This is a genomic window from Aliiroseovarius marinus (genome assembly GCF_050881025.1).
In the GTDB taxonomy this organism is placed as follows: Bacteria; Pseudomonadota; Alphaproteobacteria; order Rhodobacterales; family Rhodobacteraceae; genus Aliiroseovarius; species Aliiroseovarius marinus_A.
In genome coordinates, this window is the sequence record NZ_JBNNXQ010000005.1 from 51,352 (window position 1) to 74,053 (window position 22,702).

Consider the following 22,702-nt stretch of genomic DNA (forward strand, 5'->3'; position numbering starts at 1 on the left):
TTTGTGGGTGAAGCCCCCGGTGCCTCGCGCGCCGGGGGCTTTTTTATGTGCGGCGGGTGGGATAGAATGATGGCATGGATCACCCCTTAAGCACCCTCATCGAACAGAAAATCCGCGAGGCGGAAGAGGCCGGAGATTTCGACAATCTCGAAGGGGCCGGCAAGCCTTTGCCCAAGGTGGACGACCCGGAAAACGCGGTGTTCAACCGGCTGGTGCAGGAAAGCGGTGCAGTGCCGGAATTTGTGCGTCTTTCGCGCGAGCTGAAACGGCTGCGCGACGAATTGGCTGAAACGGGCGATCGCACGCGGCGCACGGACATCATGAAGGAAATGTCGATGATGGACGCGCAGATCGAGCTGGCGCGCAAGGGCCGTTACTGAGCGTTCCAGCGTTGCGTGGCGGCCAAAACGCGGGCGGCGAAACGGCGCGCCGTCTCCAGATCCTCGTTCAAAAGATCGACCTCGGCGCCCATCTGTTCGGTCACCATCAGGCCCAGCCAGCTGCCATCACGGTTCAGGCCGGGGTGATCAGGTTTGACCGGCGCGCCGATATCACTGGGGCCGACCCAGATCATGCCCATCTGGGCGGCAAAGATCGACAGGCGCTGCAATGTCGCCAGCTTGTCGCCCGACGGGTGGATCGCGGTGGTGAAACCGGCAGCGATCTTGTCTTTCCACAACCCGTGTTCCCAGCGGGTATCGACCTCTTCCAGAAACTGGCTGAAGCGGGCCGCGGCGGACCCCATATAGGTTGGCGCGCCAAAAATGATGGCATGGGCACCGTCCAGCGCCTGCCAATCGGCTTGCGTGATGGTCTCGACGTCGATCAGACGCGCGCCGGACCCGATGGCCTGCGCCATCGTTTCAGCGATGCGTTTCGTATGTCCAAACCCAGAAAAATAGGGGATGCAGATGCTTGTGCTTTTCATGCCGCCAGTCTGGGCGCAAAGCGGTTTTGATCCAAGCGAAATCGCGGCTTTTCTCAACGCCGTCTCTGTGCTCATCTGGTTCGGGAAAAGGAGCCTGCCATGACCACATTCACCGGACCCGAGCTGTGCCAGATGGAGGCCCATCAGGTTGTGGCGCTGTTGCGCAAGGGCGATCTGTCACCGGATGATCTGATCGACGCGTCGCAGGCGCGATTGGAACAGGTGGAGCCCTTGGTGAATGCTGTGCCCGTCACCTGTTGGGATCGCGCGCGCTCGAAGGCGAAAACCCTGTCCGGCCCCACGGATCACCCCGGCTGGCTTGCGGGATTGCCCATTGGGATCAAGGACCTGACCCCTGTTGAGGGGGTGCGCTCGACCTTTGGCACCAAGGCGCTGTCGGACAATATCCCAAAGGCCAGCGACCCGATTGTCACCCGGTTGGAGACCCGCGGCGGCCTTGTCATGGGCAAGACCAACACGCCCGAATTTGGCGCGGGCGGGAACACGTTCAACGATGTGTTCGGCGCAACGCTGAACCCTTGGGACACGCGGCTCAATGCAGGTGGGTCGTCGGGCGGTGCTGCGGCGTCTCTGGCCAGTGGCGCGCTGTGGCTCAGTCACGGATCAGACCATGGCGGCAGCCTGCGCACGCCCGCGGCCTATTGCGGGATCGTGGGGCTCAGGCCCAGTCCGGGGCTTTGTGCCTCGGCCTCGGTCACCGGGTTTATCGGCGAAGGCGTGCAGGGACCGATGGCGCGATCTGTCGCCGATTGCGCCTTGTTTCTGGACGCGATGGCGGGGTTTGAACCTCGCGCGCCCCTGTCTTTTCCCGCCCCTGACCAGCCCTATCAACAGGCGGTGGTGCAGGCCGACCCGGCGCTGCGCATCGGTTTTGCGCCGGATCTTGGCGGGTTTGCCCCGGTGGATACAGACATGGCGCGCTATCTGGCGCGCGCGATGCAGGCGATGGAAGGCGCGGGCGCTACGGTCGAGGAAACCTGTCCTGACCTGCCAGACCTTGAACGCACCTATCACGTGATCCGGGGCGGGATGTGGGCGGCAAATTTCGTGTCGGCGCCCGAAAGCCTGACCCGGCATTTCAAGCCGACATTGGCCCAGAACTTGGCCTTTGGGCTGTCGCTCAGCGCCGAAGACATCGCGAAAGCGCAGCTGTCCCGCTCGCTCATCTATGACAATATGCGCGCCTTTCTGGAGCGTTTCGACGTGTTGGCCTGCCCGGTTGTCGGCAACATGCCCCATGCGCAATCCGAGGAATGGGTGCGCTTGGTGGGTGGTCAGGCGCTGACCGGCTACATGGACTGGTTGCGCTTTGCCTTTATGGCAACTGTGGCGGGGCTGCCTGCAATTTCGGTCCCCGTGGGGCTGTCGGATGACGGGGTGCCGGTCGGGCTACAACTGATCGGGCCGCCACGCGGCGAAGCCAAGCTATTGGCGGCGGCGCGCGCGGTCGAGATTGTCATGGGGGGACCCATTGGCCCAATTGACCCGGTCACGTCCAAAAGCTAAGCCCGACCCCAACGCAGGAGAGCCGACATGTATGAGCAAAACCACCTCGCCCACGCCATTTCGCGCGCCTCTGACGGGCGGCACGATGCGGTCTTTCTGACCGATGGGCGCACAGGCAAAGTGACCACATACGGCCAGTTCTGGGCCAATGCCGAACGCATGGCGGCAGCGCTGGTTGCGCTGGGCGTGACCCCGGGTGATCGCGTGGCGGTACAGGCCCCGAAAGAGCCCGCGATGCTGGAGCTTTACGTGGGCACGGTGCTGGCGGGGGCGGTGTTTTTGCCCCTGAACACAGCCTATACCCCGGATGAAGTAGCCTATTTCCTTGGGGATGCCACGCCGCATGTGTTTGTCTGTGAACCGGACAATCTGGCGGCGCTGATACCCGTGGCCGAAGATGCGCAGGTGGCCCATGTGCTGACGCTTGGCGCCGGTGAGGTGGGGACGCTGGTGCCCGCCCGTGACGCAGAAGAACCGGGGTTTCAGGCAGTGGCGCGCGCGCCGCTTGATCTGGCGGCGATCCTTTACACATCTGGCACCACGGGGCGATCAAAGGGGGCGATGCTGACCCATCGGGCGCTGGCATCTAACAGCGAAACCCTGCGTGATTATTGGCAGTTCACCGACACGGATGTGCTGATTCATGCGCTGCCAATCTTTCACACGCATGGGCTTTTCGTCGCGACCAATGTGACCCTGATGGCGGGCGGCGCGGCGGTGTTTTTGCCGGGTTTCGACGCGGGTGCCATCATCGAGGCGATGCCACGCGCCACCGCTCTGATGGGCGTCCCGACCTTCTACACGCGGCTGTTGAAAGATGATCGTCTGGCGGAGGCGTCCAAAGGCATGCGGCTGTTTGTCTCCGGTTCGGCCCCGCTCTTGGCGGAAACCCATGACCGCTGGCGCGAGGTGACGGGCCATGCGATCCTAGAACGCTATGGCATGACCGAAACCAACATGAACACGTCAAACCCTTATGAGGGCGAACGACGGGCGGGCACGGTGGGCTTCCCCTTGCCGGGGGTCGAGGTGAAGGTCTGCGATCCTGTGTCCGGCGCGACCTTGCCCGATGGCGAGATCGGCGTTCTGGAAGTGCGCGGCGACAATGTTTTTGCAGGCTATTGGCAGATGCCCGAGAAGACAGCAGAGGAGCTGCGTGAAGACGGCTGGTTCATCACCGGCGACTTGGCGATGATCGACCCGGATGGCTATGTGACCATCGTGGGGCGCGGCAAGGACCTGATCATCACCGGCGGGTTTAATGTCTATCCGAAAGAGGTCGAGGGCGTGATCGACGCGCTGCCCGGCGTATTGGAAAGTGCCGTCATCGCCGTGCCGCATGAAGATTTTGGCGAGGCGGTCGTGGCGGTCGTCGTGGCGCAGGATGGAGCAGCGCTGGGTGAAGAAACAGTGAAAGCGGGTGTCTCAGAGAGCCTTGCCAAGTTCAAGCAGCCCAAGCGGGTGGTCGTTGTGGACGAGCTTCCGCGCAACACCATGGGTAAGGTGCAAAAGAACGTGATGCGTCAGACCTATGCGGATCTGCTGAAGGGGTAGGGCGGGGCTGTCGGTGGCTCACTTCGTGAGCCTGAGGGGCGCTGCCCCCGCATGATTTTCCTGCGGAAACTCATGCTCACCCGAGGTACTTACGACAAGAAAATAAGAGGGTCAGCGCGGCGGTGGGCCGTCTTTCAGGCGGTAGCCCACGAAGGCCGCATGTAGATAGTTGCGCCTGAGCGATGGGAATGGGAAGCGGGGCAAAACCCGGGTATGCACGGGCAGGGACGTGAGTTTGCCAAGCGCCATATCGGCCAGTCTGGCCCCCGTCCATGTGCCCATGGCGACGCCATTGCCGTGATAGTTCAGCCCGGCCCATGTGTTGGCGCGGTCTGGCACCGGTCCCGCGTAAGGCAAAAGGTCGCGTGACAGGCTGATCAGCCCTGACCAGAAATGCGGGGTGTCGACATGGCGCCAGGCCGGGAACATGGCGGCGAGGTGCTGTTTCATCTTCACGCGCATGGCGTCTTGCCCTTTGGCACTGGCGCCCACATTCCCGCGCGCGCCAAAGAGGAACCGCCCATCAGGCAGCAGCCGGAAATAGTGCAGAAGATTGCGGCTGTCATAAGCCATCAGGTCGGTGTGCCACCCCTGCGCGGCGATTTCATCTGCCGTCAGTTTGCGGGTGACGAGGATGTTGGACTGAACGGGCAGATAGCGGCCCGAAAGCCAGCCCGGAAGCGCGTCGGAGGAATAGCCATTGGTGGCAATGATCAGCTTCTTTGCTGTGATGCGTGCAGTGGGGGTCGTCAGGACGTGGCGGTCACTTACGGTGTCGATATGCGTCACGGGGCTGTCGGGGGACAGCGAGGCACCTGCCTGGGACGCAGCCCGGGCCAGCCCGCTGACATAGCGCCCGGGATTGAGCGCAAATCCCAAAGGCAGGACCAAGCCGCCGTGAAAATCGCCATTCATGCCGCGTGATTTCAGGTCGGTGGCGTCGATCAGCTCGGCCGGATGGCCCAGTGCGGCCCATTCGGCTTCCTCGGTGCGCAGGTCAGCCATGGCGGCGGGGCGGTGGGCGAGCAGAAGCTCCCCGTCCGAGTGGGTGTCGGCGTCGATCTGATGTGTGTCCAGCAGTGCCGCCACCAATTCCACTGCCGCTTTCTGGGCGTCGAAATAGGCGCGGGTGGCGGTGTCTCCGAACCGTTTTCGGATCGCAGATAGCCCCAGCTTGTCACCGCCGATGGTGCAGAAGCCTCCATTGCGGCCCGAGGCCCCCCAGCCGATGTGGTTGGCCTCGACAAGCGTCACATCCGCGCCGTTTTGGGCCAGATGAAGAGCCGCTGACAGGCCGGTAAATCCGCCGCCAATCACCGCGATGTCGCAGCGGTGATCTCCTTGGATCGCCGCCCAATCCCCATCTGGGCGCGGCCAGATACAGTCTGCCCGCGCCGCATCGCCATAGGCGTAGTCTTCGTAGATGCGCCCGGGTATATGGGGCGGCATCCGAGGCGTCATCAGAGCCGACCCAGATAGGTGCGATATTCCACATGCGTGACCTCGTGGGTCAGCTGTGCAATCTCATCCCGGCGCATGGCGGTGTAGACGTCGACATAGCGCTGGCCGAAAATGTCGACGGCGACATCTGATGCTGCGAACCGTTCGACGGTCTGGAACCAATCGGCGGACAGGCGGTCTGCCGGTTCGGCATTTGCGTCATCCAGTGGCAGGGGCAGATCGGGTTTGGTGTTCAGACCGTGCAGCATGCCCCCCAGAATGGCAGAGATCGCCAGATAGGGGTTCACATCCGCGCCCGCGATCCGGTGTTCCAGCCGTGCGCCCGGCCCCTTGGTTTCGGGCAGGCGCACGCCAGCGGCGCGGTTGTCAAAGCCCCAATCCGGGGCCGAGGGGGCGAAGCTCATCGGTTTGAAGCGACGATACGAGTTCATATGCGGCGCAAAGATCGCCTGAAGATCCCGCATCGTGTCGAGCGTGCCGCCAACCGCGTGTTTCAGCGCGTCAGACGGCCCATCCGTGCCGTCGTCAAAGACGTTCTTGCCGGATTTGTCCACGACCGAGGCGTGCACATGCATGCCGTTGCCGGGGAAGTCGGCATAGGGTTTGGCCATGAAGGTGGCCTCCATCCCATGGGCCCGCGCCACCCCGCGCACAAGGCGCTTGAACAAAAGCGCTGTGTCGGCGGCCCACATGACATCATCGGTGTGGTGGAAGTTAATCTCGAACTGGCCCGGCCCGTATTCGGCAATCAGCGTGTCCGTGGCCAGACCCTGCAGCTCGGAGGCTTTCAGAATGTCGTCCAGAATGTCCTGCGTGCGCTCCAGCACCTCCAGATCATAGTTCTGCGCATCCGGGCTGCGGTCGGGCGGGGTGGGGGCGGCATCTTGCTCGATACGCGGCTTGAACAGGTAAAACTCAAGCTCGGTCGCCAGTACAGGGTGCAGGCCCGCCGCGTGCAGCTTGTCCACCATGCGCGCCAGTTGCTGGCGCGATGACAGCTCCGATATTTCGCCCGTGTCCGGGTCGATCATTTCAACCTGCACCTGCGCCACATTGCCCTTGGCCCATGGCACGGGTTTCAGCGATCCGGCCACCGGCACGATGCGCCCGTCGGGGTCGCCGACGATGATGCCCAGTCCGGTGGCTTCGACTTCTTCCCCCATGATATTGGGCGCATAGGTCGACAGCGGAAGGCGCACTGCGCCCTCTGTCAGTTTCTTTTCATCATCTCCCGGCAACCATTTGCCGCGCAGAACCGCGTTTGCATCGCACAGCATAAGCTCGACCCGGTCAGGGCGCCCGTGGGCTTTGCAATAGGTTGCGTATTCTTCCAGAAAATCGCTCACTGGATGGCCTCCTGTTCGTCCTTCGCGCGTTTCGCGATGGCCCGTTTTGAGCTGAGAGATGCCGCAATCACGCCCACTGCCACAAGGGTAATCATGATCGTGGACAGGGCGTTGATCTCGGGGCTGACACCAAGGCGCACAGCCGAGAAGATTTTGATCGGCAAGGTGGTCGAGCTGGGACCCGAGGTGAAGCTGGCAATCACAAGGTCATCAAGCGACAGGGTGAAGGCCAGAAGCCAGCCCGAGATCACCGCAGGCGCGATGATGGGCAGGGTGACCAGCCGGAAGGCTTCAAAACCGGTGCAACCCAGATCCAGCGCGGCCTCTTCCAGTGATTGGTCAAAGGTCACAAGACGCGAGGAGACCACCACGGATACGTAACACATCGAGAAGGTCGTATGCGCCAGCACGATGGTCAGCACGCCGCGGTCCAGACCAATGGCGATGAACAAAAGCAGAAGTGACAGGCCGGTGATTACTTCGGGCATCACCAGCGGGGCATAGATCATGCCCGAAAACAGCGTGCGGCCCCGAAAGCGCCCCGCCCGCACCATCACGTAGGCCGCCATTGTGCCAAGCACGGTTGCCACGGTTGATGACATGACGGCGACTTTCAGGGTCACCCACGCGGCGTCCAGAAAGGCTTCGTTGCGGAAAAGCTCGCCATACCATTTGGTTGAAAAGCCAGCCCAGACAGTCACCAGTTTGCCGCCGTTGAACGAATAGACGATCAGGATGATCATCGGGATGTAAAGGAAGGCGAACCCAAGGGTCAGCGATACGGTATTGAACCAGGACAGACGTCTCATTTGCCGGCCTCCCTTTGTTTTTCTTCGTTCTTTTGGAACAGAACGATCGGGATGATCAGGATCAGCAAGAGCACCACAGCCACCGCCGAGGCGACAGGCCAGTCGCGGTTCGAGAAGAACTCCTCCCACAGGACCTTACCGATCATCAGGGTTTTCGAGCCGCCCAGCAGTGACGGGATCACGAACTCGCCCATGGCCGGGATGAAGACAAGGAAACTGCCCGCGATTATGCCTTGTTTGGCAAGCGGCAGGGTGACCAGCCAGAAGGCGGTCATGCGCGAACAGCCAAGGTCCTCGGCCGCTTCAAGAAGGCTCTCATCCAGCCGTTCCAGTGCGGAGTAGATCGGCAGCACCATGAAGGGCAGATAGGTGTAAACGATGCCAATATAGACGGCGAGATTGGTGTTCAGGATGATCAGCGGGTCGCTGATCACACCAAGGCTCATCAGGAACTGATTGAGCAGTCCTTCTTGGCTCAGGATCGCCTTCCACGCGTAGACGCGGATCAGGAAAGAGGTCCAGAAGGGCAGGATGATCAGCATCATCAGGGTCGGGCGCCAGGCATCCGGCGCGCGGCTCATGCCATATGCAATCGGGAAACCCACCACAAGCGCCAGAAAAGTCGAAATGGTGGCGATCTTCAGGCTCGACAGATAGGCTTTCCAGTAAAGGTCGTCCTGCGTGAGCCATGTGAAGTTTTCGATGTCCAGCCCGGCCCACCATTCCCGAAAGCCCGCCCATCCCTGTGACAGGTCAAGCGTGGGCGTATAGGGCGGAATGGCCAGTGCCGTGTCCGACAGGCTGATCTTCAAGACGATCAGGAAGGGCACCAGAAACAGCGCCAGAAGCCAAGTATTCGGGAGGCCGATCAAAAGCCGTCTGGCCACTCCGTCACGGCGATCAACCGGAAGCAAGGACCAAATCAAAATGGCCGATGCCAACAATGGTAAGATGCGCCAAAGCAAGCTGTCTCCGAGCGCTTGACCAACCGGAGCCAATAACGAGAAGCTAACGTCACTAAAGTTCATCACCACAAGTATTAGGGATGAGATGATCACGCTCACGGCTTCCAGAACGAAGTAGCAAACACCTATGATCACGGGGATCAACAGGTATGTTGCGAATCTCTCTATTGCTGCGTTTTTCATGACGTCAGCACCACGCCGGCAGTATCGGTGAAGCTCAGCCAGACCTCCTGTTCCCAAGTGATCGCACGGCGGCGAATGCGGCGCGTGTTGGCGGCCTGCGCCTTGATATGCTGACCCGTTGGGGTTTCGATCACATAGGTGGACATGTTGCCCAGATAGGCGATGTCCAGCACCTTGCCATGCACCATATTGGTCACATCGGTGGGCTTTTCGGTCGAGATATTCACCTTCTCGGGGCGAATGGCAAGCGTGGCGCGTGTGCCCGCCGGGATCTCATCATGCGCGATGCCGATCAGGTCTTGCTGACCCTCGGCCCAGCTGATGGTGGCGTGATCGTCACCCGATTTGGTCACATTGCCCTCGATCAGGTTCACGTCGCCAATGAAGTCGGCCACATAGACTGATCCGGGCTCTTCGTAGATCTTGGCGGGCGTGTCGACCTGAATGATCTTGCCGTGATCCATCACGGCGATCCGGCTGGCCACCGTCATCGCTTCTTCCTGATCGTGGGTCACGATCACAAAGGTGGTGCCGGTCTGTTCCTGAATGTCCATCAGTTCGAACTGCGTGTCCTGACGCAGCTTTTTATCAAGCGCGCCAAGGGGTTCGTCCAGAAGCAAAAGCTTCGGCGCCTTGGCAAGCGAGCGCGCCAGCGCCACACGTTGGCGCTGGCCACCCGAAATCTGGTGCGGTTTTCGGTTGGCGAATTTGCCCAGCTGCACAAGGCTCAGCATCTCTTCGACGCGGGCCTCGATCTGATCCTTCGGCATCCTGTCGCGCTTCAGGCCAAAGGCGATGTTTTCCGCCACCGATAGGTGCGGGAACAGCGCATAGCTCTGGAACATCATGTTGACCGCGCGTTTGTTCGGCGGGATCGGGGCGACGTCCTGCCCGTCGATCAGAATTTGCCCCTCGGTCTGGGTCTCGAAACCTGCCAGCATGCGCATCATTGTGGTCTTGCCGCAGCCAGACGGGCCAAGCAGGGCAAAGAACTCTTTTTCAAAGATGTCGATGGTCAAATCATCAATCGCGGTAAAGTCTCCAAAACGTTTTGTGACGTTCTGAAAACGGATCAGTGGCGTCGCCTGGGGGTCGTTCCAGGGCGCAAACTCGGCAGGAGCCGATTGGGTGGCGGCGTCAGACATGAATACCTCGGGGAGTTTGAAAAGACCCCCCGCGCGGGCTGCGCAGGGGGGCGGAAGGCTTAGGTGCCCGATTTCACTTTGGTCCAGAGACGCGTCACAACGCGCTGAACTTTCGCCGGATAGGGCGTGGTGATGTAAAGCTTCTCAAGCGCTTCTTCGGTCGGATAGATCGCCGGGTCGCCGATGACGTCTTCCAGCAGGTGTTCCTGCGAGGCTTTGTTGCCGTTGGCGTAGTACACATAGTTCGACGCGGCGGCCATGTTCTGCGCATCCATGATGAAGTTCAGGAACTTATGCGCACCTTCAGGGTTCGGCGCATCTGCCGGGATCGCCATCTGGTCAAACCACATCAGCGAGCCTTCCTTGAAGGCGTTATAGGCAATCTCGACGCCATTTTCGGCTTCGTCTGCGCGGTCACGGGCCTGCAGAATGTCACCGGACCAACCGACGGCCACGCAGATGTCGCCATTGGCCAGGGCGTTGATGTATTCCGAGCTGTGGAATTTCTGCACATAGGGCGCGATGGCGGTCAGGACGGGCTCTGCCTTGGCGATCACGTCCGGGTCATGGCTGTCGGGGTTTTCACCCAGATAGGCCAGTGCTGCGGGGATAATCTCGGCCGGGGCGTCCAGAATGTGCACGCCGCAGGATGCCAGCTTTTCCATATTTGCCGGATCCATGACCAGCGCAAGGCTGTCGATCGGGGCGTCATCACCAAGGATTTCTTTGACTTTGGCGACATTCACGCCTGCGCCGGTCGATCCCCACATGTAGTTGATCGAATAGGCGTTGCCGGGATCATAGGTCGAGGTGCGCTCAGCAATCACGTCCCACATGTTGCCTTTGTTGGGCAGCTTGGCGGCGTCCAGAGGCTGGAACGCGCCCGCGGTGATCTGGCGTTGCAGGAATGTACCCGAGGGAACCACGACGTCATAGCCCGATCCGCCAGCCAGCATCTTGGTTTCCAGAACCTCATTCGAATCGAACACGTCATAGATGAGGTCAATTCCGGTTTCTTCCTGGAACTTGGTCAGAAGCTCCTCGTCGATATAGTCAGACCAGTTATAGACGCGCACTTCCTCGGCGGTGGCAGCGCTTGCTCCCATCACCACAGCGGCGCTCATCATCAGCCATGTTTTCTTCATTTGCAGTCTCTCCCTGTTTGGGGCCCGAAGGCCCATTTGCAATATTTGATCAAAAAAAGGCGAGTCGCGCAATATGGTAAAATTGCGCAAAGCGTAGTAGATTGCTTTCAAAGACTATCTTTGAGGCCGGAAATGGCAAAGTAATAGTGTCCAGGGGGATAACTTGTCAGATCAACATGCGAAACTTCCCGATCACCAGCGTGTTTACAGACAGCTGCGAGAGATGATTCTGTTTGGCGAACTGGCGCCCGGACAGCCGGTGACAATCCAGGGTCTGGTTTCGACGCTTGATGTGGGCATGACACCTGTGCGCGAAGCCATCCGGCGGCTGACTTCGGAAGGGGCGCTTGCGTTCAAGGGAAACCGGCGCGTGTCGGTGCCTCAGCCGGATCTGGAACAGTGGAAAGACATCGCCTTTGCACGTCTGGCGGTTGAACCGGAGCTTGCGCGCAAGGCTACAAAAAGGCTTGGTCCTGATGATCTTGATCGCCTGAGTGGCTATGATGACCAGCTGAATGCGGCGATCGATAAAGGGGATGTGCGCGGCTATCTGGAGCACAATTACCGGTTTCATGCCTACCTGTATGAACTGGCGGATTCAGAGGTTTTGTCCTCGATCGCGAATATGTTGTGGCTGCGCGCAGGTCCGTCCTTGCGAGTGGTGTTGGGGCGCTATGGCACCGCCAACCTGCCCGACAAACATGCCGAGGCCATGGAAGCGATGCGCGCGGGCGATGGCGAGGCCGTGGCCGCCGCGATTCACGGCGATATCGAGCAGGGAATCGCCCAGGTGCGCGAGACACTTCTGTCGGCCTGAATTTGATCAGATCGCAGGTCATGCGTTGACAGCCTAATTTTTGATCATATTGTGAACGCAGCTTCTGACGGGCCGCGTCGGGCAGGTGATTCTCTGCCACGTGGTCGCGTCTGACCCATGTTTTCGAGGAGATCCGGAATGAACAAGATCACCAATCATCTGCCCACCGCAGAGCTGCAGGCCATCGATGCCGCCCACCATATGCATCCGTTCACAAATGACGGCGAGCTTAAGCAGAAAGGCGCGCGGGTTATCACCTCGGCCAAGGGGATTTGGCTGCGCGACAGCGAGGGCGAAGAGGTGCTTGACGCGATGGCGGGGCTGTGGTGTGTGAATATCGGCTATGGCAATGAAAGCATTGCCGAAGTGGCCGCCCGCCAGATGCGCGAGCTGCCCTACTACAACACGTTTTTCCAGACCACCCACGTGCCGGCCATCGCGCTGGCCCAGAAGCTGGCACAGCTGGCGCCGGGCGACCTGAACCACGTCTTTTACGCCAATGGTGGCTCGGATGCGAATGACACCAATATTCGTATGGTGCGCACCTATTGGGCCGAAAAAGGCCAGCCCGAGCGCGATGTGATCATCTCGCGTTGGAACGCCTATCACGGGTCCACGATTGGCGGCACCAGCTTGGGCGGCATGAAGGGCATGCACGGGCAGGGCAGTCTGCCCATTCCCGGTATCGAGTTCATTGACCAGCCGCATTGGTATGCGGAAGGCGGCGACACCAGCCCCGAGGAATTTGGGCTGGAACGCGCACAGCAACTGGAAGCCAAGATCAAGGAAGTTGGACCAGAGAAAGTTGCGGCCTTCATTGGCGAACCGGTGCAGGGCGCGGGGGGTGTGATCGTTGCACCAGATGGCTACTGGGCTGAGATTCAGCGCATCTGCAAGAAATACGACATCCTGTTGATTGTTGATGAAGTGATCACCGGCTTTGGCCGCACAGGCAATTGGTTCGGCAGCCAGACCTTGGACCTGACGCCAGATATCATGACCGTCGCCAAGGGGCTCAGCTCGGGCTATGCGCCGATCGGGGCTTCGATTGTCTCGGACAAGGTGGCGGAAGTTCTGGCCGGCACCGAGTTCAACCACGGTTACACCTATTCCGGTCACCCGGTGGCCTGCGCTGTGGCGCTGGAAAACCTGCGCATCATGGAAGAAGAGGGCATCGTTGATCACGTGCGCGACGTGGCCGCGCCTTACCTGGCCGAGAAATGGCATTCCCTGGCGGATCACCCGATGGTGGGCGAAACCAAGATTGTGGGCCTGATGGCGTCGCTGGCGCTGACGCCGGACAAATCGACCCGCGCGCCCTTTGCGTCCGATCCCGGTACGGTGGGTTTCCTGACTCGCGAGCGTTGCTTTGCAAACAATCTGATCATGCGCCATGTGGGCGACCGGATGATCATCTCGCCGCCCTTGGTGATCACCACTGACGAGATCGACATTCTGATCGAACGCGCCCGCAAATCGCTGGACGAGGCCTATGAGGTCGTGAAGGAAAAAGGTCTGCTGGTCGCAGGCTGATCCGGTTGGGCCGGGCTTCGGTCCGGCCTTTTTTCTTTGGGGGGACGCATGGATCTTCTGACTGCAAATGATCGCCATGGGGAATACCCCCAATCCTGGTATGCCGCGACGGCGGAGGCGCCCGGTCCCTATCCGGCAGCGCAGGGGGATATTGCCTGTGATGTCTGCATCATCGGCGGTGGTTTTACCGGCCTGTCGGCTGCGCTGCATCTGGCTGAACGCGGCTATGATGTGGTGCTGCTCGAGGCGCAGCGCGTTGGCTTTGGCGCTTCGGGTCGCAATGGCGGGCAGGTGGGCACCGGGCAGCGGTTGGAACAGGATGATCTGGAAAAACTGGTCGGGCGTGATGATGCGCGCAAGCTGTGGGATATGGCGCTGGAAAGCGTGCAGCTGGTGCGCGCCATTGTGGCCAAACACGCCCCTGATGCCGGGTTCACCGATGGGATCATCCACGCGATGCATCGCGCGCGTTATGTGCCCGAGGATCACGCCTATGTGCGCAAGCTGAACGAAGACTATGACTATGACCTGATCCGCGCCGTGGACCGCGACGAGATGCGCGCGCTTTGTGGGTCACCCGCCTATCACGGAGGGTCGCTGGACATGGGCGGCGGGCATACGCACCCGCTTCGTCTGGCCTTTGGGATGGCGCGGGCCGCGGTTGCTGCAGGCGCGCGTATCTTTGAAACAAGCCGCGTGACCGGGGTGAAAGAAGGCTCGACCGTGACCGTGTCTACCGATGCGGGGCGGGTGCGCGCAGGCCATGTGGTCTGGGCGTGTAACGGCTATCTGGGCAACACGGAAAAACGCGTGGCGGCCCGCGTGATGCCCATCAACAACTACATTTTGGCAACAGAACCGCTGGACGCGGGATTTGCCAAGACGCTTATCCGCGACGGGCATGCGGTGGCAGACAGCAAGTTTGTCATCAACTATTTCCGCCTGTCCGATGACAATCGCATGCTCTTTGGAGGCGCCGAAAGCTATGGCTATCGTTTCCCGAAGGACATTGTGAAGCTGGTATCAAAACCGATGCTCGAGATCTATCCGCAGCTGAAAGACACGCGCATTGACTATGCATGGGGCGGCACGCTGGGGATCACGATGAACCGCATGCCGCATTTTGAACGGTTGCAGGGCAATATCCTGTCGGCCTCTGGTTATTCCGGGCATGGCGTGGCAATGGCAACGCTGGGTGGCAAGATGGCAGCTGATGCGATTGCCGGGCAGGCAGAGCAGTTTGACCTCATGTCCCAAGTGCCCACTCCGCGCTTTCCGGGGGGTGTTGCGTTGCGCTGGCCGCTTTTGGTGGCTGCCATGCTGTGGTTCAGCCTGCGCGACAAGCTTTAGGCCCGTCAGCCTTTCGGTCCGCCCACATCGCCGGGGGCGACCGCCACTGTCTTGATGATCGCGTGCACTGCCACGCCGGGCGCCAGCCCCAATGCCGCGACCGACCGTTTCGTCACCCGTGCAAGCACCCGCCCCGCCGCCGTATCAATCGACAGGACCGCGCCCGGACCGTCGCCCGTGTGAAGCTCGGCCACTTTGCCGGGCAGACAGTTCAGCGCGGACAGGCCTTCGGGCTTTTCGCGCGACAGGATGACGTCCTGGGCGGCAATGCGCACCCGAAGCTCTGTGCCCGGTGCGCGGGCGATGTGGGGCAGATGCAGGGGCAGGCCGCCGGCGGACAGCTCTGTCAGCCCGTCGGGATGATGGCATGTCACCTTGGCTTCGATCACCGCGCCGACGGCACGGATGTCGCCGGGGGTGAAATGCGGATCGCCCAACACCTCGGCCGCGCTGCCCTGCCGGATCACGCGCCCGTCTTCCAATGCGATGACCGTGGTGGCCAGTCGCGCCACTTCAGACGCGTCATGGGTGACGTAAAGAAGCGGCAGCTCCCCTTCGTCGCGCAACCGTTCGAAATAGGGCAGGATTTCCTCTTTTCGCGCGGCGTCCAGCGCAGCAAGCGGCTCATCGGCAAGGATCAGATCGGGGCGTGACAGCAGAGCGCGACCGATGGCGACGCGCTGTTTCTCGCCGCCGGACAGATGCGCGGTGCGGCGGGTCAGCAGGGGGCCAATGCCCAACATCTCGATGATCCGGTTCCAGCTGGCGGGGTCTTCGGGCGCGCCGGTCACGCGGCGGGCGTAGTCCAGATTGCGCCGCACGTTCAGATGCGGAAACAGGCGCGCGTCCTGGAAAATATAGCCGATGCGTCTTGTATGGGCGGGCAAAAAGACCCCGGTCGCGCTGTCCATCAAAACCCGACCGTTCAGGGCAATGCGCCCTTGGGCGGATGGGTCCAGCCCGGCCACGGCATTCACCACGCTGGTTTTGCCCGAGCCCGAGGCGCCGAACAAAACGGTCAGGCCAGCAGGGGCGTCAAAGCCCACATCCAACGCGAAACCGGCGCGGGGCATGGACAGCTGCACAGAGAGGGCTGCGTGGGTCATATGCCCTCCATGCGTCGAGCAATCCGGCGGGCCAGCAGCTCTGATGCGATCAGCGCGCCCATGGCGATGACGATCGAGACAATCACCAGCCTGGCCGCGGCACTTTCGCCGCCCGGCACCTGCAGGAAGCTGTAAATGGCCGAGGGCAGCGTGCGGGTCTGGCCCGGAATGTTCGAGACAAAGGTGATGGTGGCCCCGAACTCTCCCATCGCCTTGGCAAAGCCCAAAAGGCTGCCCGCGATGATACCGGGCAAGGCCAGCGGCAGGGTGAGGGTCGCGAAGATTTTCAGGCGAGAGGCGCCCAAGGTGGCGGCGGCCTCTTCCAGACGCGTGTCGGCGGCCTCGATCGACAGGCGAATGGCGCGCACCATCAGGGGAAAGCCCATGATTGCAGCGGCCAGCGCCGCCCCCGTCCAGCGAAAAGCAAGTGGCAGGCCCAGATGGGTCAGCACCGCACCCAAAGGTGCCGTGCCCGAGAAGGTTAAGAGCAACAGATAGCCCGTGACGACGGGCGGCAGGATCAGCGGCAGATGCACCAGACCGTTCACGATCTGCTTGCCGAAAAACTCTTTACGCGCAAGAAGATAGGCAATCCAGATGGCAAAGGGCAGGGACAGGGTTGTGGCCCAGAATGCCACTTTCAGAGACAGGGCAACCGCCTGCCATTCCTGCGGGCCAAGCCAGCTCATTGGGGCACCTCTGTGGCAGGCTCGAAGCCCTGCGCGGCAAAGATGGCCTGTGCGTCCGGGCTGGTCAGGAAGTGAAGAAAATCCTGTGCCAAGTTCTGCTGCCCCTGCCGGGTTACTGCGGCCGGGTAAAGGATCGGGGCGTGCAGCTCCGGTGGGAATGTTGCGGTGATATGAACGCGCGGCTCGGCCAGCGCATCGGTGGCATAGGTGATGCCAAACGGGGCCGCGCCAAGGGCAACCAGCGCCAGCGCTGCGCGCACGTTGTCGGCTTCGGCCACCTGCGGGGCAAGGCTTTCCCACAGGCCCAATGCGCTCAGGGCGGCGCGTCCATATTGCCCGGCCGGCACGGCCTCGGTCAGGGCCATGGACAGGCGACCGTCACCCAAGGCATCGGGCAGGCCGTCCGGGTCAGCAAGGTCAACGGTCGCATCGGGTTGCGCGCTGATCAACACCAGCTGATTGGTTGCGATGTTCTGGCGGGTCTCAGGCAGGATGGCATTTTTCTGCGCAAGATGGTCCATCCAATCCGTATTGGCCGAGATGAACAGGTCGGCCGGTGCGCCCTGCAATATCTGGCGTGCCAGAACCGATGATCCCGCGGGCGAGATCGTGACCTGATTCCCGCTTTGATCGGTGTAAGCTGCTGCGGTTTCTTCGAGCACATCCGAAAGGCTGGCGGCCGCAAAGACCAATAGCTGCCCCGCGCGGGCAGACCCGGAGCCGGTCATCACCACAAGGGCCAGCCCAAACAGAACGGGGCGGATGACATGGGGCAGGGTACGGTTGCGGCTCATAGGTCGAGATAACGCCAGCAAAGCGGGTGCGGCAAGGTCTTTTGGTGTGATCATGAAGCGATCAGGCGGGAACCCATGTTCCGGGCAGAGAGAATCTGTTCGCCCATGACGCGAAATTTGCAGCAAAACTGTGCTTGTGCAGCATTTGCGTCGGACCATGCGTAAAAAACCTGCATTTTGTTTACAGCCCCGTCGCAGCCTGCTTCACACGCAAATATATGCATTTGAGGTAAAAATACCAAATTCGGGCAAAAAATTTACACCCTAAACCCGGCGCAGTTAAAAAAATTAACAGAAAAACTGTTGTTTCTCCGGTGATTGTCCCCCTATTTTCACAATCAACGGGGGCGTGCTGTGAAATCCAAGCAGGACAAACCCATGTCTGACGTCATCGTGCGGCAGGCAGGAGGAGGATCCGCAGCGCCAGCTGTGGGAGGAAAAACTGGGAGGACCCGCATGTCGTCGCAAGCCACGACCGAAAAGACCTATGCTCCGTCACCGGAGTTCGTCTCGAACGCACATATTGATGCTGCCAAATATCAGGAAATGTATGCCGCGTCCGTGAACGACCCCGAGGGTTTCTGGTCTGAACAGATGAAACGTCTGACCTGGACGAAGACACCGACCAAGATCAAGAACACCACCTATGCCCACCCGGATGTGTCGATCAAATGGTTCGAAGATGGTGAGCTGAACGTTTCGGCCAACTGTATCGATCGTCATCTGGAAACCCGCGGTGATCAGGTTGCGATCATCTGGGAATCGGATGATCCGAACCTGGACAAGAAGATCACCTATAGCGAGCTGCACGAGAACGTCTCGAAGCTGGCCAATGTGATGAAAGGCATGGGCGTGGGCAAAGGCGACCGCGTGATCCTGTACCTCCCGATGATCCCGGAAGCGGCTTATGCGATGCTGGCCTGTGCCCGTATCGGCGCGATCCACTCGATTGTTTTTGCAGGCTTCTCGCCCGAAGCTCTGGCCGCCCGTGTTGAAGGCTGTGGCGCCTCGCTGGTGATCACCGCTGACGAAGCCCCCCGTGGTGGCCGCAACACGCCGCTGAAAACCAACGTGGATGCCGCTCTGGCCCATGGCGATCTGGGGTCGACCCCGGTTCTGGTGGTGGAACGCACTGGCGGCGACGTGCCGATGGTGGATGGTCGCGACCATTCCTATAGCGCTTTGATGGCCGATGCCTCGGCTGACTGCGCACCGGAAACCATGAACGCCGAAGACCCGCTGTTCATCCTTTACACCTCGGGCTCGACCGGCCAGCCGAAAGGCGTGCAGCACTGTAACGGTGGGTACCTGCTCTGGGCGGCGATGACCCACGAATACGTGTTCGACTATCATGAAGGCGACATCTACTGGTGTACCGCTGACGTGGGCTGGGTCACCGGTCACAGCTATATCGTCTATGGCCCGCTGGCCAATGGCGCGACCACCGTGATGTTCGAAGGTGTGCCGACCTACCCGGATGCGGGTCGTTTCTGGGCCGTGTGCGAAAAGCACAAGGTGAACCAGTTCTACACCGCACCCACCGCGATCCGTGCCCTGATGGCGCGCGGCGAAGAGTTCGTGACCAAATATGATCTGAGCGACCTGAAAGTGCTGGGCACCGTGGGCGAGCCGATCAACCCCGAAGCCTGGAACTGGTACAATGACGTGGTTGGCGGCGGCAAATGCCCGATCGTCGACACCTGGTGGCAGACGGAAACCGGTGGTCACCTCTTGACCCCGCTGCCCGGCGCGACCGCAACCAAGCCCGGTTCGGCCACCACGCCCTTCTTTGGCGTGCAGCCCGTGATCCTTGAGCCCACCACCGGCGAAGAGATCCACGAGACCGAAGCCGAGGGCGTTCTGTGCATGAAAGACAGCTGGCCAGGCCAGATGCGCACCGTCTATGGCGACCATGACCGCTTTGTGGCAACTTACTTTGCCGACTACAAAGGTTACTACTTCACCGGTGACGGCTGTCGCCGTGACGCGGATGGCTACTACTGGATCACCGGCCGTGTGGACGACGTGATCAACGTATCGGGTCACCGCATGGGCACCGCCGAGGTGGAAAGCGCTCTGGTCGCTCACGCCAAGGTTTCCGAGGCCGCCGTGGTTGGCTTCCCGCATGACATCAAAGGGCAGGGCATTTATTGCTACGTCACCCTGATGGACGGCGAAGAGTATACCGACGAGCTGAAAGTCGAGCTGCGCAACTGGGTGCGTCAGGAAATTGGCCCCATCGCCAGCCCCGACCACATCCAGTGGGCCCCGGGCCTGCCCAAGACCCGCTCGGGCAAGATCATGCGCCGTATCCTGCGCAAGATTGCCGAGGACGATTTTGGCTCGCTGGGTGACACCTCGACACTGGCCGATCCGTCGGTTGTGGATGACCTGATCGACAACCGCATGCAAAAGGCAGGCGCATAATGGACGGCGCGACCACAACTGCCGCCCCCGTTCTGATCCTTCTCGGCCCTCCGGGCGCCGGGAAGGGCACGCAGGCCCGTATGCTGGAAGACAAGTTCGGACTTGTGCAGCTTTCGACCGGTGACCTTCTGCGCGCCGCCGTGGCCGCGGGCACCGAAGCCGGTCTGGCCGCGAAAGCCGTGATGGAAGTGGGCGAGCTGGTGTCTGATGAGATCGTCATCAACATTCTGCGTGACCGCCTGCAGGATGCCGATTGCGCCAAGGGCGTGATCCTTGACGGCTTCCCGCGCACCACCGTGCAGGCCGAAGCTCTGGATGCGCTTCTGGCCGAGAGCGGTCAGAAGATCAACGCAGCTGTCAGCCTTGAAGTAGACGACGCCGCCATGGTGACCCGGATTTCCGGGCGCTACACCTGCGGCGGCTGCGGCGAGGGCTATCACGACAGCTTCAAGCAGCCCGCCAAGGATGGCGTCTGCGACAAATGCGGCGGCACGGAGATGAAACGCCGGGCCGACGATAATGCCGAAACCGTGGGAAGCCGCCTTGTGGCCTATCACGCTCAAACGGCGCCGCTCATTGCCTATTACGATGGCAAGGGCAGCCTGCAGAAGGTCGACGCGATGGGTGACATCGGCGCGATTGCAGGCGCATTGAATGGGATCGTGACACAAGCGATCACATAAGACCCCAGGACCACCACGCACCATCCGCGTGGTGACCCAGGGAAGGGAAGGGCGGGGTCGCGGTCGCGATCCCGTTGGAGGAACGATAGAGGGAGGAGGCTTTCATGGCCGATAACTCATCAAGCAACGCGTATTGGAAAGCCAATATTCGTATCATTCAGATCAGCCTCGTCATCTGGGCGCTGGTCTCTTTTGGATTCGGCATTCTGCTGCGTCCGATGCTGAGCGGCATTGCCGTCGGCGGAACTGATCTTGGCTTCTGGTTCGCCCAGCAAGGTTCGATCCTGGTGTTCCTGGCGCTGATCTTTTTCTACGCCTGGCGCATGAACAAACTCGACGCCGAACACGGCGTGGAAGAATAAGGGGAACAGGGACAGATGGATCAGTTTGTACTCAACTGGATCTTTATCGGTGCGAGCTTTGCGCTCTACATCGGTATTGCCGTATGGGCCCGCGCGGGCTCAACTTCTGAATTCTATGCCGCTGGCCAGGGTGTTCACCCGGTCGTCAACGGTATGGCAACTGGTGCTGACTGGATGTCGGCAGCGTCGTTCATCTCGATGGCCGGCCTGATCGCATTCACCGGCTATGACAACTCGTCGTTCCTGATGGGCTGGACCGGTGGTTACGTTCTGCTTGCTCTGATGCTGGCACCGTACCTGCGTAAGTTCGGCAAATACACCGTGTCAGAGTTCATCGGCGATCGCTTCTATTCGCCCACCGCACGTCTGGTGGCCGTTATCTGTCTGATCGTGGCTTCGACCACATACGTGATCGGCCAGATGACCGGCGTTGGCGTGGCCTTTGGCCGCTTCCTGGAAGTGGACAACACCACCGGCCTTCTGATCGGTGCAGCCGTTGTGTTCGCCTATGCTGTGTTTGGCGGCATGAAGGGTGTGACCTACACTCAGGTGGCTCAGTACTGCGTGCTGATCATCGCCTACACCATTCCGGCGATCTTCATCTCGCTGCAGCTGACTGGTAACCCGATCCCGGCCCTTGGCCTGTTCGGCGACCACGCAGCTTCGGGTGAGCCGCTTCTGATGAAGCTGGACCAGATCGTGACCGAGCTGGGCTTCAAAGAGTATACAGCACACCACGCTGACACGCTGAACATGGTTCTGTTCACCCTGTCGCTGATGATCGGTACGGCTGGTCTGCCGCACGTGATCATGCGCTTCTTCACCGTTCCCACCGTTGCTTCGGCACGTTGGTCGGCCGGTTGGACGCTGGTGTTCATCGCACTGCTGTACCTGACCGCTCCGGCTGTTGGTGCAATGGCTCGCCTGAACATCTCGGACATGATGTGGCCCAATGGCACCAAAGGTGACCCTGTCTCGGTCGAGATGATGGAAGCCGATGCGCGCTATGACTGGATGGCAACCTGGCAGAAAACCGGTCTTCTGAACTGGGAAGACAAAAACGGCGACGGCAAAATTGCCTACTTCAACGACAAGAACGCCGACAAGGTTGCCGAAATGGAAGCCGCTGGCTGGGGTAGCGAAAATGAACTGGTCAAGTTCAACCGCGATATCCTGGTTCTGGCCAACCCCGAGATCGCCAACCTGCCGGGTTGGGTGATCGCGCTGGTTGCTGCTGGTGGTCTGGCCGCCGCACTGTCGACCGCTGCTGGCCTTCTGCTGGCAATCTCGTCGGCTGTGTCGCATGACCTGATCAAGGGCGCCATCAGCCCGAACATCTCGGAAAAAGGCGAGCTGATGTCGGCGCGTATTGCCATGGCTGTTGCCATTGCCGTTGCGACCTACCTTGGTCTGAACCCTCCGGGCTTCGCTGCTCAAACCGTGGCTCTGGCCTTCGGTCTGGCCGCTGCGTCGATCTTCCCGGCTCTGATGATGGGCATCTTCACCAAGGTGAACAACAAAGGCGCCGTGGCTGGTATGCTGGCAGGTCTGATCGTGACTTTGGTCTACATCTTCCTGCACAAAGGCTGGTTCTTCATCCCGGGTACCAACTCGTTCTCGGATGCTGACCCGCTTCTGGGCACGATCAAGTCGACCTCGTTCGGTGCGATTGGTGCGATGATCAACTTCGCGGTTGCTTTCATCGTGTCGAAATCGACCGATCCGATCCCGGCAGAGATCGACGAGCTGGTAGAGAACGTCCGCATCCCCAAAGGTGCAGGCGCTGCTGCAGCCGGTCACTAAGACCATGACGGGCGGGCTGTTCTCCGCGACGGTCCGTCCTCTTTAATTCTGGTCCTGTCCGGTGCATATCGGGCA

General features: G+C 60.7%; 20 protein-coding genes. 10 read left to right on the forward strand and 10 right to left on the reverse strand.

Going from position 1 to position 22,702, the window contains the following annotated elements:
* The first annotated feature begins 74 nt into the window (after window positions 1-74).
* The gene (locus ACRY08_RS14435; protein WP_432450661.1) at window positions 75-380 is read left to right on the forward strand and encodes a DUF1992 domain-containing protein; all 306 of its coding nucleotides are present in this window, start codon (window positions 75-77) and stop codon (window positions 378-380) included.
* Here ACRY08_RS14435 and ACRY08_RS14440 read toward each other — a convergent pair.
* Window positions 374-1,003, reverse strand: coding sequence for a flavodoxin family protein (locus tag ACRY08_RS14440; protein ID WP_432450662.1), 630 nt, complete (start codon window positions 1,001-1,003; stop codon window positions 374-376). The genes ACRY08_RS14435 and ACRY08_RS14440 overlap by 7 nt on opposite strands.
* A 24-nt stretch (window positions 1,004-1,027) precedes the next feature.
* On the opposite strand from ACRY08_RS14440, the gene ACRY08_RS14445 reads away from it, so the two are divergent.
* Together ACRY08_RS14445 and ACRY08_RS14450 are read left to right on the forward strand one after the other, a co-directional pair.
* Window positions 1,028-2,455: an amidase gene (locus ACRY08_RS14445; RefSeq protein WP_432450663.1), complete on the forward strand. Its 1,428-nt coding sequence runs from the start codon at window positions 1,028-1,030 to the stop codon at window positions 2,453-2,455.
* 27 nt (window positions 2,456-2,482) lie between these two features.
* On the forward strand, window positions 2,483-4,009 hold the full coding sequence (locus ACRY08_RS14450; RefSeq protein ID WP_432450664.1) for a malonate--CoA ligase: 1,527 nt from the start codon (window positions 2,483-2,485) through the stop codon (window positions 4,007-4,009).
* A 111-nt stretch (window positions 4,010-4,120) separates the two neighbouring features.
* Here the strand turns inward: ACRY08_RS14450 and ACRY08_RS14455 are convergent, their stop codons facing one another.
* The 6 genes from ACRY08_RS14455 to ACRY08_RS14480 form a co-directional block, all read right to left on the reverse strand.
* On the reverse strand, window positions 4,121-5,470 hold the full coding sequence (locus tag ACRY08_RS14455) for an FAD-dependent oxidoreductase (protein ID WP_432450665.1): 1,350 nt from the start codon (window positions 5,468-5,470) through the stop codon (window positions 4,121-4,123).
* Window positions 5,470-6,816: a glutamine synthetase family protein gene (locus ACRY08_RS14460; RefSeq protein ID WP_432450666.1), complete on the reverse strand. Its 1,347-nt coding sequence runs from the start codon at window positions 6,814-6,816 to the stop codon at window positions 5,470-5,472. Before ACRY08_RS14460 ends, ACRY08_RS14455 begins: the two co-directional genes overlap by 1 nt.
* On the reverse strand, window positions 6,813-7,625 hold the full coding sequence (locus ACRY08_RS14465; RefSeq protein WP_432450667.1) for an ABC transporter permease: 813 nt from the start codon (window positions 7,623-7,625) through the stop codon (window positions 6,813-6,815). Before ACRY08_RS14465 ends, ACRY08_RS14460 begins: the two co-directional genes overlap by 4 nt.
* A complete protein-coding gene (locus ACRY08_RS14470) occupies window positions 7,622-8,512 on the reverse strand; it encodes an ABC transporter permease subunit (RefSeq protein WP_432450699.1) in 891 nt (296 codons plus the stop codon). Before ACRY08_RS14470 ends, ACRY08_RS14465 begins: the two co-directional genes overlap by 4 nt.
* Before the next feature lie 257 nt (window positions 8,513-8,769).
* Complete coding sequence (locus ACRY08_RS14475; protein ID WP_432450668.1) at window positions 8,770-9,918, reverse strand: ABC transporter ATP-binding protein; 1,149 nt, start codon at window positions 9,916-9,918, stop codon at window positions 8,770-8,772.
* A gap of 59 nt (window positions 9,919-9,977) precedes the next feature.
* Window positions 9,978-11,063, reverse strand: a complete 1,086-nt coding sequence (locus ACRY08_RS14480; RefSeq protein ID WP_432450669.1) for a polyamine ABC transporter substrate-binding protein — start codon at window positions 11,061-11,063, stop codon at window positions 9,978-9,980.
* A gap of 163 nt (window positions 11,064-11,226) precedes the next feature.
* On the opposite strand from ACRY08_RS14480, the gene ACRY08_RS14485 reads away from it, so the two are divergent.
* From ACRY08_RS14485 to ACRY08_RS14495, 3 genes are all read left to right on the forward strand, one after another.
* Window positions 11,227-11,880 carry a GntR family transcriptional regulator gene (locus ACRY08_RS14485; RefSeq protein WP_432450670.1) on the forward strand — a complete coding sequence of 218 codons (654 nt, stop codon included), beginning with the start codon at window positions 11,227-11,229 and terminating at the stop codon, window positions 11,878-11,880.
* 138 nt (window positions 11,881-12,018) lie between these two features.
* Window positions 12,019-13,413 carry an aspartate aminotransferase family protein gene (locus tag ACRY08_RS14490; protein ID WP_432450671.1) on the forward strand — a complete coding sequence of 465 codons (1,395 nt, stop codon included), beginning with the start codon at window positions 12,019-12,021 and terminating at the stop codon, window positions 13,411-13,413.
* A 48-nt stretch (window positions 13,414-13,461) separates the two neighbouring features.
* Window positions 13,462-14,763: an NAD(P)/FAD-dependent oxidoreductase gene (locus tag ACRY08_RS14495; RefSeq protein WP_432450672.1), complete on the forward strand. Its 1,302-nt coding sequence runs from the start codon at window positions 13,462-13,464 to the stop codon at window positions 14,761-14,763.
* Window positions 14,764-14,768: 5 nt separating this feature from the next.
* Here ACRY08_RS14495 and modC read toward each other — a convergent pair whose 3' ends face one another.
* From modC to modA, 3 genes are read right to left on the reverse strand one after another with little or no spacing between them, the layout of a single operon-like run.
* Window positions 14,769-15,869, reverse strand: coding sequence for a molybdenum ABC transporter ATP-binding protein (gene modC, locus ACRY08_RS14500; protein ID WP_432450673.1), 1,101 nt, complete (start codon window positions 15,867-15,869; stop codon window positions 14,769-14,771).
* Entirely contained in the window at window positions 15,866-16,558 is a 693-nt protein-coding gene (modB, locus tag ACRY08_RS14505) for a molybdate ABC transporter permease subunit (protein ID WP_432450674.1), read from the reverse strand. Before modB ends, modC begins: the two co-directional genes overlap by 4 nt.
* Window positions 16,555-17,352 (reverse strand): molybdate ABC transporter substrate-binding protein, encoded by a 798-nt coding sequence (gene modA, locus ACRY08_RS14510; RefSeq protein WP_432450675.1) that lies wholly within the window; start codon window positions 17,350-17,352, stop codon window positions 16,555-16,557. The genes modB and modA overlap by 4 nt, the downstream gene beginning before the upstream one ends.
* 456 nt (window positions 17,353-17,808) lie before the next feature.
* Here modA and acs point away from each other — a divergent pair, with 456 nt between their 5' ends.
* The 4 genes from acs (at window position 17,809) to ACRY08_RS14530 (ending at window position 22,627) form a co-directional block, all read left to right on the forward strand.
* A complete protein-coding gene (gene acs / locus ACRY08_RS14515) occupies window positions 17,809-19,779 on the forward strand; it encodes an acetate--CoA ligase (protein ID WP_432450676.1) in 1,971 nt (656 codons plus the stop codon).
* Complete coding sequence (locus ACRY08_RS14520; protein WP_432450677.1) at window positions 19,779-20,462, forward strand: adenylate kinase; 684 nt, start codon at window positions 19,779-19,781, stop codon at window positions 20,460-20,462. The genes acs and ACRY08_RS14520 overlap by 1 nt, the downstream gene beginning before the upstream one ends.
* Window positions 20,463-20,566: 104 nt before the next feature.
* The gene (locus ACRY08_RS14525) at window positions 20,567-20,824 is read left to right on the forward strand and encodes a DUF4212 domain-containing protein (RefSeq protein WP_432450678.1); all 258 of its coding nucleotides are present in this window, start codon (window positions 20,567-20,569) and stop codon (window positions 20,822-20,824) included.
* A 15-nt stretch (window positions 20,825-20,839) separates the two neighbouring features.
* Window positions 20,840-22,627, forward strand: coding sequence for a sodium:solute symporter family protein (locus ACRY08_RS14530; RefSeq protein ID WP_432450679.1), 1,788 nt, complete (start codon window positions 20,840-20,842; stop codon window positions 22,625-22,627).
* The last annotated feature ends 75 nt before the right edge of the window (window positions 22,628-22,702 follow it).